A 15,266-nucleotide genomic window follows, 5' to 3' on the forward strand; every position below is an offset into this window, starting at 1 on the left:
GGGTTTAGTATTTGTATTCTTCAGGCTTAAACGGCCCTTCGACTGGGACCCCCAAGTATTCTGCTTGCTTATCGGTCAGCTTAGTCAGCGTACCGTTGAAGCCGGCTACCATAGCAGCGGCGACTTCTTCGTCAAGCTTTTTGGGTAGGACTCTGACATATAAGTTGTCGAAACGCTCATCGACTGGAAGGTCAGCGAATTTTTCATCGAATAGATACATCTGCGCGAGTACTTGGTTAGCAAATGAGCCGTCCATCACTCTTGATGGGTGACCTGTAGCGTTACCTAAGTTGACTAAGCGGCCTTCAGCAAGCAAAATCAAATAATCATCAGCATCGTCCGAGCGGAAGATTTGATGAACTTGCGGCTTCACTTCACTCCAGCGCCAATTGTCACGCATAAACTGCGTATCGATTTCGGTATCGAAATGACCGATGTTACAAACCACAGCGCCAGGCTTAAGTGCTGCGAGCATGTGTTTGTCACAAACGTGATAGTTACCCGTAGTGGTGACAATCAAGTCAGTATCTTCTAGCAGACGCGTGTTGATACTGTCGCTACCACCAGTGTTATCACCATCAATATATGGGGATAAGACTTCATAGCCATCCATACAGGCCTGCATGGCACAGATAGGATCAACTTCTGAGACGCGTACGATCATGCCTTCTTGACGTAGGCTTTGCGCGCTGCCCTTACCGACATCGCCATAACCGATGACCAAGGCGCGTTTGCCCGCCAAAAACATATCAGTACCACGTTTGATGGCATCATTTAGGCTATGACGGCAGCCGTACTTATTATCATTTTTGGATTTAGTAACCGCGTCGTTGACGTTGATGGCTGGTACTTTGAGCGTGCCGTTTTTGAGCATCTCAACCAAACGGTGTACACCAGTGGTAGTCTCTTCAGAGATACCATGAATGATATCTAGCATTTGCGGATAGTCATTATGCACAAGGGCGGTCAAATCACCACCATCATCTAGAATTAAGTTAGCATCCCAAAGCTGTCCTGATTCTTCGCCGCCAACGTGGATTTGCTGACGCAGGCACCATTCGTACTCTTCTTCAGTCTCGCCTTTCCAAGCAAATACCGGAATACCAGCTGCGGCAATAGCAGCAGCAGCGTGATCTTGAGTAGAGAAGATGTTACAAGAGGTCCAGCGCACTTCGGCACCAAGGGCGATCAAAGTCTCGATAAGCACAGCAGTTTGAATGGTCATGTGGATACAGCCGGCGATTTTGGCGCCTTTAAGCGGCTGATCGGCTTCGTAGCGACGACGCAAACCCATAAGGGCAGGCATCTCAGCTTCGGCTAGAGTGATTTCACGGCGGCCATAATCAGCAAGGCTGATGTCAGCCACTTTATAATCGGTGAAAGTGGGGTCGATTGTATGGACAGATGGGATATTAGACACTGCGTCCATCATATGCTCCTATTAGTAATAGATGTATGATAAAAAATAAAACGCAGGTGCCGTTGTTCATGCTTTTAATAAAAAGCTACCGAGCCTAACATAAAGAGCGATTAGCATAGTTTTAAAAGTTAAAATTACGAATCAGCTTTTATGGTGCAACACCTCTCGGAGGTCGTTATTGTAATATATGCGCTGCAGATTGTCACCTTTTGGTGGATATAATTAGTGAACGCTTATGGCATTAAAGAGCATAAATAAAGGCTATCGAGTGATAGCCTTTATTCTTGATAAACTAAGTTTTAACCGGTGCTAAGTAAGCTTAATACCAGTCATAGGTTAGTGAGGTGAAATAACTAGTACCTTCTGTGGCATATTCATTACCGAATTGACTGGCAAGGGTATAGTCCTCATCAGTGATATTATCTATACGTAGATTAGCCCGAAGATTAGGATTGATATAAACACTACTACTTAAATTGACTAGGGTATAGCTATCTAGCTTGGTTTGATTGGCTACGTCTGAAAACCTATCATCAGTATGCTTAGCTTCAAGACGCAAATCATAGCTAGGTTGCTGATAACCAACATAGATTAAACCACTATTTTTGGGACGGTAGACAAGCTCGTTACCTTTATTAGAGCTTCCTGAGGTATTATTCTCTGCTTTTAGGTAATCATAGCCCAAGCCAAAAATGAAAGAATTTACTTGCCAATCTGATGTCAGGCTCAACCCCTTAATTTTTGCTTCAGCAGTGTTAGTATTGCCGCCAATCAAATCTTCAACATCGGTATGATATCCTGTCAGACGCGACACCTGATTGCCTTTATTATATTCGACAAACACTTCTGTATTTTTACTGGTTTCAGGCTTCAAATCTGGGTTGTTATAGCCAGGATAATATAAATCATTGAAGGTTGGCGCGCGAAATCCTGTAGAGTAGCTAGCACCAATACGCATACCGTCTAACGGAAGAATAGCGGCACCTATATTGTAAGTACTTTCATTACCATATTGTGAATTGTCATCAACGCGGTAGTTGGCTTGTAAGTCATAATAAGTATCTGCTAATTGATAGCCAACAAAAGCACTTTTGACCTTTCTGTCATCAGGGTTATATGCGGTTTGAACAGGAGGTGTAGTGTCAGGGTAAGGGGGATAGACCAATACGTCTGAGGCATCCAATTTTTGCGATAACCATTCTGCACCAACGATAACTGTGCCAGGTTGCGCGTTAATGCTAGTCTCTAAGCGTGCCTGCTCTTGAGTAGTATCAAACTGGCTACCCTCGTTGTAATCAATGGAATTAGCATCATAAGAGGTGGATTTATCTATACTTTGACCATAGCTTAGCTTAGTAATCGTCAATGGAGTTTGATACTGAACAAAAGCATTAGCACTGCCATTTTTCTGATCTGAATGAACATCAGGAAAAGCATTTCCTCCTGAATCAAAATCAGTTGTAGAGTCTGAGTATAAACCGCTGACTCCTGCAGTTAATTCGTCAGTGAACCGATGCTGTAAGACCAAACTTGCGTTAGTAGACTCAAAGCCATCGTCATCATCGTTGTAATCATAAGAGTCAGAGTTAGCAATCGCATTAAAACCATCCGTTTCATTGCGACTGACACCTAAACTTAATGAGGAAGTATCATTTTTGAGCTGACCAGTTATACCCACTTGATAGTGATTGTTACTGCCGTAACCAGCTGTAGTAGAAATATTAGACTGCTCTACGTTATTACCTTTCGTAAAAATTTGAATCACACCGCCCATAGCGTCTGAGCCGTATACACTAGAACCTGAAGCACCGTATAAAATCTCAATGCGCTCGATTTGGTCAGCGGACAACAGATTTAAAGAAGGAGCGCCTGTAGAGATAGAACTATAACGAATGCCATCAATGATAACGAGAACCTGCTTACTATCATAGCCACGCATATAAAAATTACTAATAGTTCCCATACCGCCGCTTTGAGAGATGTTTATACCAGATTGACTCTTAAGAACATCTACGATCGTCTGACCTTGATAACGCTGTAACTCCTCTTTATCAATCACTCGTGTCTGCGCAATGATATTACTGGTTTTAGTTGGCGTACGCGTAGCGGTTACCACGATTTTGTCTAGCTCGACTTCTGGTAATGAGTCATCGCTAACAGGGCTAAGAGTCGTGGCGGCAGTAGCGCTCATAGTACATAAACCGAGCGTGCTCAAAATACAAAGTCGTAGGTAAGGGGTAGAAGAAGCTAACAACAGCATAGTGTTTTCCAAAGTTATCAAATCAAAAGGAAGCAGAGAAAAGTACCAATCATACAAAAAGGTCAAAAGTAATAAGGAATAAAAATAAAAGGGTTTAAAGTAATAAAACCAAAACATAGAGCAGCTAAAAAAGCCATGCCTTTATCAAGGGCTATATTATTGCTGAATTATAACGGTTTGTAAGCTGTTTTAAATGAATAATTATTCAGTATAAGCTGAGTGCTACTCAGCCTAACTAGCACGTAGGTAGCTAAGATAAGTCCTGTTGCGAATTGCTAGGTTAGTTTGTTCAATATAAAAAGATACCGCGTGGCTAGAAGATATTTTTTGTAGCTTACAAGAAAATTTGCCTAAAAGTAGGTAAAGATAAATAATTTAGTGATAAATAGTTGTTATCATAACGATGATTTTAATGCTGCAATAATTTAAGTGTTTTATATCCAACTCAAATGTCAGATTACTTAACCCAATAATTAAATGATGAGGCCTGTTTTGTCTATCGCGCGTCACAAAGAATCAGCCACAACACCAATACCGTCTCCCAAAGTTTTCACTATCATTGCGCTTATGCTAGCGATATTTATAGGGGTGCTATCGGCTCCTGCATTTGCGGCAGAGCCAAGCGCCTTGGGTGTCGGGAATAGTGCTGGCGAGAACAGTGAAGAGAGCGCTAGATCACCGATACCAGACTCTTTTGGGCGCGACACCCCTAGGCAAACGGTACAAAGCTTTATCAATGCTTTGAGTGAAAACGATTACTTACTGGCGAGTAATTATCTTAATTTATCCAAATCAGACAATCCAACGCCTATCGTTCGCCAATTCAAGCAAGCCCTAGATGCAGGAGGACGTTTCCAGCCCGATTTGCAAATCAATAATACGCCAGAAGGTAACCTTGCCGATCAGCTGCCGCCCAATCAAGAAAAAGTCGGTAATATCAGTATCAATGATAAGAATGTCTCACTCATCCTAGAGCGTGTCGTCGCTGAAAATGGTAAAAAGTATTGGCAGTTCTCTAGTGGTACGTTGAGCTTAGTGCCGGATGTTATCGAAAACACTGAGCCAACACTGATATCGCGTTATACCATGGAGAGCTTAGAGGACGAAAAGTTATTTGGCTATCAGTTGGCAGATTTGGTTGCCGCCATCATGCTGGCTTTAGGTAGTTTTTTAGTCACTTATATCGCGGTATGGCTCTGCTATCACTTTTTGCGTGTGTTCTATCCACGAGTGCGCGGTGAACCGTTGCCGTTGCCAGATAAGATTATACTACCGCTGTCTGTAGTCATTATGGCGCTAATATTGTCTGAGGTCATGGTCTACTCAGGGATATCTGTGACGCTGCGTGAGCCGATCAATCGCTTCACTGATATCGCTTCTTGGTTAGCAGTAACTTGGCTACTGCTGCGTATGGTAGATGTGCTGTTTACCCGCGCCGTTAATTTAAGCTATAAAAAGAACTACATTGAGCGAGTCTCTATCCTAGGACTGATGCGTAAGATAACCAAGGCGCTGCTGCTCATCTTTGCGGTGATTGTCATCTTCGGTAATTTAGGCTTTGATCTAACAACCGGTATTGCTGCTCTAGGTGTCGGTGGTCTTGCCTTAGCACTTGGTGCGCAAAAGACGATTGAGAACTTAGTCGGTAGTGTGGTGGTGGTCGCGGACTCACCAGTACGGATAGGCGATTATTGTAAGTTTGGCACTTATGAAGGAACGGTGATCGATATCGGTATTCGCTCTTCACGGGTGCGCACCCTAAACCGTACTATCGTCACCGTACCTAATGGTGATTTCTCCTCCATGCAGATTGAGAACTTTACCTCGCGTGATATGTTTCATTTTTTGCATAATTTATATATCAAACGCAGTGCTGATATCAACGTGATCTTTGAGATGGTCAATGATTTAGATACGCTACTCAAAGAGCACGAACTGACCAACAAAGAGTGGAATCAGGCAAATATCTTAGAGCTGCGTCAAGACTGTTATATTATTCAGTTAAGAGCCTACGTCAATTCCTTCGATGTGATTGAGTTTTATGGTAAACAAGATACTTTGCTAGTCGATATATTGACCAAAGTCAAAGACTACAAAGTGGAGCATGCGCTACCGACACAGCAGTTACTCGTCAATCAAGCTGATCTTGACGATCATTCAGAGCCTGAGACTGCTGATGATATCGCTCAAGACCAGCCTGATAATGGGTCAGATGGTGAAATGAAAGCTTCAGCTACAATGGCTGAGCAGAATAGCGGTTCGCAGCTCAACCAAACAGCGGTTCAAGCAAATAGCTTTGATAGTAGTAAGATAGATAGTAGCCAGACGAATAGTAGCAAGAGTGCAGTAAAAGAGAGAAAAGAGGCTAAACTGGCTAAAAATAAAGTCAGTAATCCTAATAAGTCTAAGCAAATTACCACGCTGAGGCTGGCCAAGCGCCACTTTAAACGCACTAAAAAGAGCTTCAATATCTCTATTTGGAATCAGCCTTGGAACAAGCATTAACTCTCATCATCACCTATGCACAAAACGGCGATAAAAGAAGCGACTGTAGCGATGTTACCGGCACTTATACCGGTATAGCTTCTTTGTTTCGTAGCCAGCCATAGTGTGCCCATAACAGTAAGCTGGCAGCGCTAAGATAAGGAGACCAAGGCTGCGCTGCTATCTTTAGCTGTTTTGGAGTAGGGCGATCGGGCAACTCTAACAGCGCCATAGCGGCTACTCGAATCGCTAAGTCATCGACAGCCAAAACATCAGCGCGGCCTAAAGAGAATAGCAAATACATCTCAGCGGTCCAGCGTCCTATACCAACAACCGCGGTCAAAGTGTCAATGACCTCGCTATCACTCATCGTTTTTAGTGCCTGATAATCGATATCATGCTCCACTAAAGAGCGGACATAGCGGGTTTTTTGTCTAGACAGACCTTGCGCTCTCAAACGCTCATCATCGGCTTGCATAAGCGCCTTGGGCGTTACTAAGTCTGCATCAACCAATCTTTGCCAAATACTACTAGCGGCAGCGACGGATAGCTGCTGCCCGACTATCGCTCGTAGTAAAGCTGCAAACCCGCCTTCATTACGCCGTAAACTTGGCACGCCCACTTGTTCATAGACAGGCGCAAATCTTGGTTCTATCTCGATAAGCGCTTGGATATGGGTTGTTAGCTCGGCTGAGGTATCAAGGGTATTAATGCTCATAATGATTCTTCCCCAATTATAGAATGAGTCATAAACTAGTCATAAAAAAGGACCGCGTTATGCAGTCCTTTTTTAAACTATTGTTAACTATAGTAATAATAACTTATTCACCATCGGCTTTAGGCTTTTTTAGCAGTACTAAAACCGCGCCATTACCACCGTCTTTTGGCGGCGCTGAGCAAAAAGCTAGTACTTCTGGTAGCTGACGTAACCAGCCATTGACGCAAGTTTTTAGGATAGCCTCAGAGCCTTTGCCATGAACGATTTTTACCATTGTCTCGTTATTTCGCTTAGCTTGCACCAATAATTGGGTCATGGCTTCGCGCGCCTCTTCGATGGTACAGCCGTGGATATCTACGGCATCATACCAGCGAAGCTTGCCTTGTTTAAGCTGAGTGAAGACTTTGTTTTGTAGCGTAGGCTGCTTGTAAGATAAATAAGCTTCGCTCGCTACTGGGTTCAATAGCGCTTGCATATCAGATAAGCCAGTACTTAAATCACCGTCTTCGTTACCTTGCGCTGCCGCTCGTTTCGATAGGGTGGCGGCGTCAGGTTTGCTGGCTTTATTCGCTTTGACCGGCGAGCGCACATTTTTGTCTTCTAATTGATCGACGCCATGCATCGCTTGCATAAACAGTACTTTGTCATCGTCGACATGCTCGCTGTCCATTTGCTTGACCGTCTTTTTGACCTGTTTTTGCGTGGGCAGAGAGACAGGCTCAGTCGGCTTTTGATTTTCGCCTTCAGGGCTATTGGTATCACGGCCTTTACTGAGTTGTCCTTTGAGCTCTTTGAGCTGGTCTTGCATTTCTTTTGAAAATAGAGAATTTGCCATAATGAGTATAAATCTGTTTGGTTGATAAAAATGAATGAGTAATTAAGCCTTTTAGGCTGCAGTACAGTGTTCTTACAATGCTCTCACAATGCTAATAGTAGGTGTACTTTACGCTTGTATATTCACGCTCGCAAGTAAGGATTGTAACGCCTGTCCTGGATGATCGGTTTTCATAAACTGCTCACCAATTAAGAAATGCTGAATACCTTGCGCTAGCATCAGCTCAATATCGTCGCTGCTATGTATGCCACTTTCGGTGACGATAAGTGGCTCTACAGTCGCATCATCATTAGCTAGGGTTGCAAGCAATCTATCCTTCAGCTTTAAGGTGTTTTGTAGATCCACCGCAAAAGTATTTAGATCGCGGTTATTGATACCATAAATATTATGGACAGAGCGCGGCAACTGTAGTGCGCGCTCAAGCTCATCGCTCGTATGAACTTCTATCAGCACATCCATACCCAGCTCAATACTTAGTGCGTGCAGCTCGTAAGCTTGCTTGTCATCAAGACAGGCCATAATCAATAGGATGCAATCAGCACCAAGCAGATAGGACTCATAAATCTGATAGGCATCGATCATAAAGTCTTTACGTAATACCGGCAGGCTAGCGGCATTATAGGCTTGCAGCAAGTACTGATCATCGCCTTGAAAATAGTCACGATCGGTCAGTACGGATAGACAACTAGCGCCGGCTTGCTCGTATTGCTGGGCAAATAAAGCAGGCGAGAAATTATGGTTAATCACCCCTTTAGAGGGTGAGGCTTTTTTGATCTCAGCGATAATGCCAATATCAGCTGCGCGTAAAGTATTAGCAAAGCCGCGGCGAGGCTGGGTTTCCTCTTTGGTTTTAGCTTGTAGCTCCGCAAGCGAGCGCTGTTTTTTGGCAGCAGCCACCTCTAATGTTTTAGTAGCGACAATGCGCTGTAATACTGAGGGAATGTCGATATCTGTTGTCGTATTTGCAGTCATGGGAGTATCCAAATTAAGAACGATAGAGTAGTGGCTAGATGACAGTTAAGCTTGAGCGGCTAGTTGCTGGGTATACGCGGCTAGTGAATCAAGCTTAGTCAAAGCGCTACCGTTTTGAATCACCTTTTGTGCGCGGCTAACGCCATTAGGATAGTTGCTAGCGAGTCCTGCGGTGTAGATAGCTGCGCCGGCATTAAGGGCTATCATATCACGCGCTTTGAGAACGGAGCGATCGTGAGTCTCTTCGCCTGATAAGGCGGCTTTAATGAGCGCCAGACTTTGCTTAGGTGAGTCGACATCGAGGCCGATAAGGGTTTGTGATTCGACACCGGCATCTTCTGGCATCATCTCATAGACCGTTATCTTCCCATCTTTGAGCTCAGCGACGGTGGTAGATGTGGCAAGACTGATTTCATCCAAGCCATCTTTGGCACCGACGACCATCACATGCTGGGCGCCTAGGTTTTTCATAACCTTAGCAAGCGGCTCACAAAGCTGGGCGGTAAAGACGCCAATAACCAGATTGGGCACGCCAGCAGGGTTGGTCAAGGGCCCTAAAATATTGAAGATAGTCCGCGCTTTTAAGGCACGGCGCACCGGATTGGCATAACGCATGGCGCTATGATGATTGGGGGCAAATAAGAAGCCAATCCCTTCATCCTCGATACATTTAAGGGCTTGGGCGGGGTCTAGCGCTAAGCTAATACCGGCCTGTTCTAATAAGTCTGAGCTGCCAGACTTCGTTGAGACTCCGCGGTTGCCGTGTTTAGCGACTTGTGCGCCCGCAGCGGCGGCGACTAAGGCAGATGCGGTGGAGACGTTAAATAAATTCGCACCATCACCGCCAGTACCGACGATGTCGACCAGATAATCGCACCCTTTAGGCTCGATATTCTCCGCTAAGTTACGCATCGCACTAGCCGCAGCGGTAATCTCGTCGATAGACTCGCCTTTCATTCGCAGGCCGGTCAAAATAGCGCCCATCAAAGCGTCGCTACATCTGCCTTGCATGATCACTAGCATCACTTCACGCATCTCATCAAAGGTTAGATCAATACGCTGCAAGATCCGATCTAAAGCCGAGGTCAGTAGTTTATGGACTTGCTCCTCTGAGAGCTCGGTAATCTGTTCTGGCGTGTTTTGGGATAGGGTGTCAGTCGTATTTTCGGCGCTCATGATGCCTCGCTTATTATTATGTTTTTCGTTTATTATAGGGTTAATTTTAGCAGTCTTAAGTTATTAACAAAATTTAGTTATTAGCAACCTGTCATTATCGACTGCCACTAACCAACTTGCGGTAACTCATCCGCGTCTAAAATCGCTAAATTATGGGTTTGCAAAAAGTTATTTAATAGCTGGTAGCCCGCCGTACTTAAGATCGACTCAGGGTGAAACTGCACCCCTTCGATAGCAAATTGCTTATGACGCACGCCCATAATCTCCTCAATGCTCCCATCGGCGTTTTGTGTCCAAGCGGTGACCTCTAAGCAGTCAGGCAGGCTCGCTTTATCTACTACTAAAGAATGATAACGAGTAAAGTCAGTAGGATTAGCCAAATCTTTGAACACGCCTTCATAATTATGATAAACCGAGGATAAGCGGCCATGCATGACTGCGCCGGCTTTGACGACTTTGCCGCCAAAGGCTTGACCGATAGCTTGATGACCCAAACAGATACCTAGTATCGGAATCACGCCTTTGAAGGTGTCAATCAGCTCCAGTGAAATACCAGCACGATCTGGATCGCAGGGGCCAGGGCCGATGACAATCAGCTTAGGAGCGAGCTTTTTGACTTGCTCGATTGTGGCCTGATCGTTACGCCAGACGGTGATGTCCTGCTGGAGTTCACCGAAGTACTGTACAATGTTGTACGTAAAGCTGTCGTAATTGTCGATCATTAGAATCATTGGCGTTTACTCATGTAAAAAAGGGAGTGTTTGGTGCTTGGTTAGTGCTTTGCTATCTTACCACTATTTTTAGCGCTAGCAAGTTTCTAGGGTGTTAACAAACAAATGGCATCCGCGATTAATAGTATAAGATCCATTATATACAGAGTCATTTTAAGTACGGATGCTGTAGGAGGATTATAATTATCTGCACTATTTTGGCTTTTACTAAATAAAAAAGCACTTATATAGTGCATTTTTGCTCTGTAAAGAGGCTTGTATTAACAATATTAAAAATAATTATACCTAAGGTTGTCTCCTTAACATGATAAATTAGCTTGATTTGAGACGGCTTCATGAGCACAGGCACTTTTATTAGGGCTTAAATAACATTTTGGCATAGCAGTTGCACCGTTACTATTGTAGACGGCGGTTGATATAACTGTATAACAGTTGAGCAGCATTGATAAGATGTTGTTAAAATAGCGTCTGATAACTGCCTTATTATATTTAGTGCATAAAGTGGTTTAGGATATAGCGACTCTTAGACTAAGCGTCAAATCACAAAACCGTAGCAAACTTTAATAACCAAAACCTAATAACCCAACGGAGATTATTCATGTCGAATAAATTATTAGACCTTATCGAATCCTCAAATGCTAAGTGGGTGGATTTTCGTTTTACTGATACTCGCGGTAAAGAACAGCACATCAGCTTTCCAGCGCATAGCGTTGATGAAGAGGTGATGGAAGATGGCAAAATGTTCGATGGCTCCTCCATTGCAGGTTGGAAAGGTATCGAAGCGTCAGATATGATCTTAAGACCTGATCCAGAGACCGCTTTTTTGGACCCTTTCTTTGATGCCGTTACCGTCGTCGTGACTTGCGATATCATAGAACCGTCAACGCTACAGGGCTATGATCGCGATCCGCGCTCTATCGCTCGCCGCGCTGAAGAGTATCTGAAATCTACTGGCATTGGTGATACCGCTTACTTCGGTCCTGAGCCAGAATTCTTTGTTTTTGATGATGTGAAATGGTCAATTGAGATGTCTGGCGTCAGCCATAAAATCACCGCTGAAGAAGCCGCATGGTCGACTAATGAGTCCTATGAGTGGGGCAATATGGGGCATCGTCCGCGTGTGAAAGGTGCGTATTTCCCAGTACCACCTATCGACAGCTCACAAGATATGCGCTCGGTCATGTGTGAGCGTATCGAAGAGATCATCGGTGAGGGTAGTGTTGAGGTACATCATCATGAAGTGGCGCCATGTCAGTCTGAAATCGGTGTCGCGTTTAACACGCTTGTGCGTAAAGCGGATGAAGTCCAACAATTAAAATACGTCGTCCATAATGTCGCCCATCAATTTGGCAAGACTGCCACCTTTATGCCAAAGCCGGTAGTCGGCGATAACGGCTCTGGTATGCACGTACATATGTCAATCTCAAAAGATGGCGTCAACACTTTCTCCGGCGATGAGTACGCAGGCCTATCTGAGACCGCTCTATATTTTATCGGCGGCATTATCAAGCATGCGCGCGCGTTAAATGCCATTACTAACCCCTCGACCAACAGCTATAGACGCCTAGTACCGCATTATGAAGCGCCGATTAAGCTTGCTTATTCAGCCTCTAACCGCTCAGCGTCTATCCGTATCCCACATGTGAGTAGCCCAAAAGCGGTGCGTGTCGAAGCCCGTTTCCCAGATCCTGCGGCTAACCCTTACTTAACTTTTGCCGCACTGCTCATGGCAGGCCTCGATGGTATCCAAAATAAGATACATCCAGGCGATGCCGCGGACAAAAACTTGTATGACTTACCGCCAGAAGAAGAAGCGCAAATCCCAACGGTTGCTGAAAATCTAGAAATCGCGCTACAAGCCCTGCGTGATGATCATGAGTTTTTATTAAAAGGTGATGTGTTCACAGAAGAGATGCTAGAAGCCTTTATTGCGCTTAAAGAAGAGGAAGTGCAGCGCGTCAATGTCACCGTGCATCCGGTCGAGTTTGACTTATACTATAGCTGCTAGTCGCTAGGGGATAAGCGAAACCATTTAGGATAAGCAAAACCAGCTAAGGTAATCTTAGCTGGTTTTTTTGGTTTATACATATTGGTTTATACCGTTTCAAAGCAATTACGGTATTAGCCGCAAAAATAAAGCATAATAATAACTATCACTATTATCTAGGTCAACCGACTATGACTCTCGCACTGAAACAAAAGCTTAAGATCAAACCATCAGCGATAAGCTTGCTAACGTTTTTCTCAATAATGACGGTTGGGGGCCATATCTTGTCAGCAAACGCAGCGCCCATCTATAAAGTCGTCGATGAGCGTACCGGTCAAGTTACCTTTACCGATAGTCCGCAGTCGTATGAGCAGCAAGCGGACAAGCGGATTAGTCAAACAGGTATTACTACTGGCAACACTATCGGCAATAGTAGTAGCTTTAATGCTGCTAGCACCAACCGCACAACTACTAGCGCAAATGGCAACGATCAGGCGAGTCAACTGGCAACAGCGCCAAAACCAACCTTACAAGCCGCTGTTAATTATCAGCTGACTATGGTTGAGCCTAAGGCCGAACGCGCTTATCAGCGTCCAGGGCAAATTATTACCGTCAATCTGCAACTGAGCCCAGCGCTGCAAGCAGGCGATCGCATTAGTATCTATCTAGATGATAAGTTGATCTCGCAAGGCGTAACTGCGTCAATCGCCACAATCGATCTCAATCCAGGAGAGCATACGATTCAAGCGATAATAGAAAATAAGGCAGGTCAAATTATAAACCGCCTTAGTCGTAAGGTTTATGTCATTCAAAATACCTCTATATTAAGACAAAAACAGCAGCTTGCGCAGCAATTACAAGCGTATCAGCGCTTGCCTTGGCAGCAAAAGCTACTACTAAAATTACGCCAAAAAGATATTGTCACTAATGATAAGTAATAATTAGCTCAACTGAAGTTTAATAATAAATATGACTCAAGCGTAAATAAGAGTATTATTGAACTAGCAATTAATGATGTGCTATCATTCTTAACTAATCTATCGTGGGTTTAATTGATTGGTCATGTTATTTTTTATAATGAATAACATGACCAATCTTGCAACTTCCAGCACGATGTAAAATAATACTGGTAAAGCGCATGAGCTTGTACTCCGACACTCTCATCTGTGCCTAATTTGTTTGTCAAAATGCATAATGACAAACCATATCACTTATTGTCGGAGTTGCAGGAGTTCACCATGCCTACTAGCTTTAACTCGACAGCTAGCCAAGATAGCTGCTTTTCTATATATACTCGGCACTACCAGCCGCGTCACCTTTTAGCCCTGCAAATCATTCAGCAAATACATAAGCTTGAGCTACGACCACAACATATTACTCAAAAGATGGGGTATCTACCCAAGCATACGCTACCTGCCTGTGAGCGCTTACGGCATGTGTTGTCGAATCAGTATTTAGGACTTGACGGTAGTTATATCGATGGGCGCTTCACCGCGCAGGAGTTTTTAGCCAAGCTGTTGTCGGTGGTGGAGATAGCCTATGAGACGGTTGAAGATGACCTCGCTCATATCCAATATCAAATAAGTATTGATGCTGATAATAGAACGAATACTGATAGTTTACAGAATAAGTGCTCAAGGCTAAAGATAGAGGCTGATTATAGTTAACTTGTATACAAGTTAACCGCACCTACCTTAAAGTCGATACGCTAATAGTAAGGTATCGACTTTTAGATAGATCAGCTATCATATGATTGACTACAAGTTAGTTAATCACTTGATAGCTGACTGTAGGTTCAGTGCTAGGAATGGCACTTGCTATCTTAATGTTATGAGTGATAGCAGAATCGGCTATAAAGAGCGAGATAGCGGTTAGCACTAGCGAGGTTAGCTCTTGCCCGCGGCAAACATCATCGCTTGCATTTAGTGTTTTATACTGCTGATAGTAGCTGACGGCTAGCTCTTGCATAGCGAGACTAGCAGCTGAGTCATTAGCATTGACAAAGGCTTCGCGTGCTTGCTCAAGCCAGCGATCCGCCATGCGAAAGTGAGAGCCTGAGCTGCGAGAGCCATGCTCACAATGATCAGCGGCGGCCCACACTAAGCTCACCTCACTAAAAGCAAGCTCGCGCGGCGCACTAGCGATACCGCCACTATCTTTTAGAGCACTGATATTGGCCCAAATATCTGGGCGCATCAGCGCAGAGGTCTTGGGGATATCGACCATTAAGTTTAAGCTATCTTCCCTGCCGCTTTGTAATGCTTGTAAAATGTTTTTTGCCTCATCAAAGGCATAGTCTCCGGCGGCGGTACTGCTATTGATGCTGTCCTCGTGATTGGTATAATTAAGCCAAGCCTGCGCTTTATAAGCAAAGTACTGCTGGCGGGCGCTCATGCTAGCGAGCTGGTAACTCTTGAGCTGTAGCTGCATACAAGCGATTGCGCGCTGACGGTTGCCTTTATAGTTGTTTTGAAGTTTTGTAGCGCCAATATGACAGTTGACAGCGGTAGGACTAATGACGACATCTTCATCAAGCGAAACGGCAGCCTGTACCGTAGAAATTCCAGTCAACCCTAACATTAGCGCAAATGATGAAGATGCTGCTGAAAGTAGGGTAGTCTTTAAAGTGCCCGATTTGTTTGTCATATTAGTCATAGAGCAGACCTCAAATTAAGGTAAAAGT

General features: G+C 44.3%; 12 protein-coding genes. 4 read left to right on the forward strand and 8 right to left on the reverse strand.

Annotated elements, in window-relative coordinates; all coding sequences use genetic code 11:
• Window positions 1–4 precede the first annotated feature (4 nt).
• On the reverse strand, window positions 5–1,429 hold the full coding sequence (gene ahcY / locus ACTXGJ_RS00455) for an adenosylhomocysteinase (protein ID WP_443564779.1): 1,425 nt from the start codon (window positions 1,427–1,429) through the stop codon (window positions 5–7).
• A 310-nt stretch (window positions 1,430–1,739) separates the two neighbouring features.
• Window positions 1,740–3,611, reverse strand: a complete 1,872-nt coding sequence (locus ACTXGJ_RS00460) for a TonB-dependent receptor (protein WP_443564780.1) — start codon at window positions 3,609–3,611, stop codon at window positions 1,740–1,742.
• A gap of 546 nt (window positions 3,612–4,157) precedes the next feature.
• Between ACTXGJ_RS00460 and ACTXGJ_RS00465 the strand changes: the two genes are divergently transcribed.
• Window positions 4,158–6,185 (forward strand): mechanosensitive ion channel family protein, encoded by a 2,028-nt coding sequence (locus tag ACTXGJ_RS00465; protein ID WP_443564781.1) that lies wholly within the window; start codon window positions 4,158–4,160, stop codon window positions 6,183–6,185.
• A gap of 64 nt (window positions 6,186–6,249) precedes the next feature.
• Here the strand turns inward: ACTXGJ_RS00465 and ACTXGJ_RS00470 are convergent, their stop codons facing one another.
• From ACTXGJ_RS00470 to ACTXGJ_RS00490, 5 genes are all read right to left on the reverse strand, one after another.
• Window positions 6,250–6,882, reverse strand: a complete 633-nt coding sequence (locus ACTXGJ_RS00470) for a DNA-3-methyladenine glycosylase family protein (RefSeq protein WP_443564782.1) — start codon at window positions 6,880–6,882, stop codon at window positions 6,250–6,252.
• Window positions 6,883–6,985: 103 nt separating this feature from the next.
• Window positions 6,986–7,717, reverse strand: a complete 732-nt coding sequence (locus ACTXGJ_RS00475) for a Smr/MutS family protein (RefSeq protein ID WP_439241106.1) — start codon at window positions 7,715–7,717, stop codon at window positions 6,986–6,988.
• 108 nt (window positions 7,718–7,825) lie between these two features.
• Window positions 7,826–8,689, reverse strand: coding sequence for an indole-3-glycerol phosphate synthase TrpC (trpC, locus tag ACTXGJ_RS00480; protein WP_443564783.1), 864 nt, complete (start codon window positions 8,687–8,689; stop codon window positions 7,826–7,828).
• A gap of 45 nt (window positions 8,690–8,734) precedes the next feature.
• Window positions 8,735–9,865: an anthranilate phosphoribosyltransferase gene (gene trpD / locus ACTXGJ_RS00485; protein WP_443564784.1), complete on the reverse strand. Its 1,131-nt coding sequence runs from the start codon at window positions 9,863–9,865 to the stop codon at window positions 8,735–8,737.
• A 107-nt stretch (window positions 9,866–9,972) separates the two neighbouring features.
• Window positions 9,973–10,596 carry an anthranilate synthase component II gene (locus tag ACTXGJ_RS00490; RefSeq protein ID WP_443564785.1) on the reverse strand — a complete coding sequence of 208 codons (624 nt, stop codon included), beginning with the start codon at window positions 10,594–10,596 and terminating at the stop codon, window positions 9,973–9,975.
• 598 nt (window positions 10,597–11,194) lie between these two features.
• Between ACTXGJ_RS00490 and glnA the strand changes: the two genes are divergently transcribed.
• The 3 genes from glnA to ACTXGJ_RS00505 all read left to right on the forward strand — a co-directional run bounded on the left by glnA (window position 11,195) and on the right by ACTXGJ_RS00505 (window position 14,250).
• Window positions 11,195–12,604 carry a type I glutamate--ammonia ligase gene (glnA, locus tag ACTXGJ_RS00495; RefSeq protein ID WP_443564786.1) on the forward strand — a complete coding sequence of 470 codons (1,410 nt, stop codon included), beginning with the start codon at window positions 11,195–11,197 and terminating at the stop codon, window positions 12,602–12,604.
• A gap of 170 nt (window positions 12,605–12,774) precedes the next feature.
• A complete protein-coding gene (locus ACTXGJ_RS00500) occupies window positions 12,775–13,521 on the forward strand; it encodes a DUF4124 domain-containing protein (RefSeq protein ID WP_443564787.1) in 747 nt (248 codons plus the stop codon).
• Between the two features lie 300 nt (window positions 13,522–13,821).
• A complete protein-coding gene (locus ACTXGJ_RS00505; protein ID WP_443564788.1) occupies window positions 13,822–14,250 on the forward strand; it encodes a hypothetical protein in 429 nt (142 codons plus the stop codon).
• 97 nt (window positions 14,251–14,347) lie between these two features.
• On the opposite strand, the gene ACTXGJ_RS00510 is transcribed toward ACTXGJ_RS00505, so the two are convergent.
• A complete protein-coding gene (locus ACTXGJ_RS00510; RefSeq protein ID WP_443564789.1) occupies window positions 14,348–15,238 on the reverse strand; it encodes a hypothetical protein in 891 nt (296 codons plus the stop codon).
• Window positions 15,239–15,266: the final 28 nt, after the last annotated feature.

Origin of the sequence: Psychrobacter sp. 1Y11 (genome assembly GCF_052259045.1) — a bacterium.
Lineage (GTDB): Bacteria > Pseudomonadota > Gammaproteobacteria > Pseudomonadales > Moraxellaceae > Psychrobacter.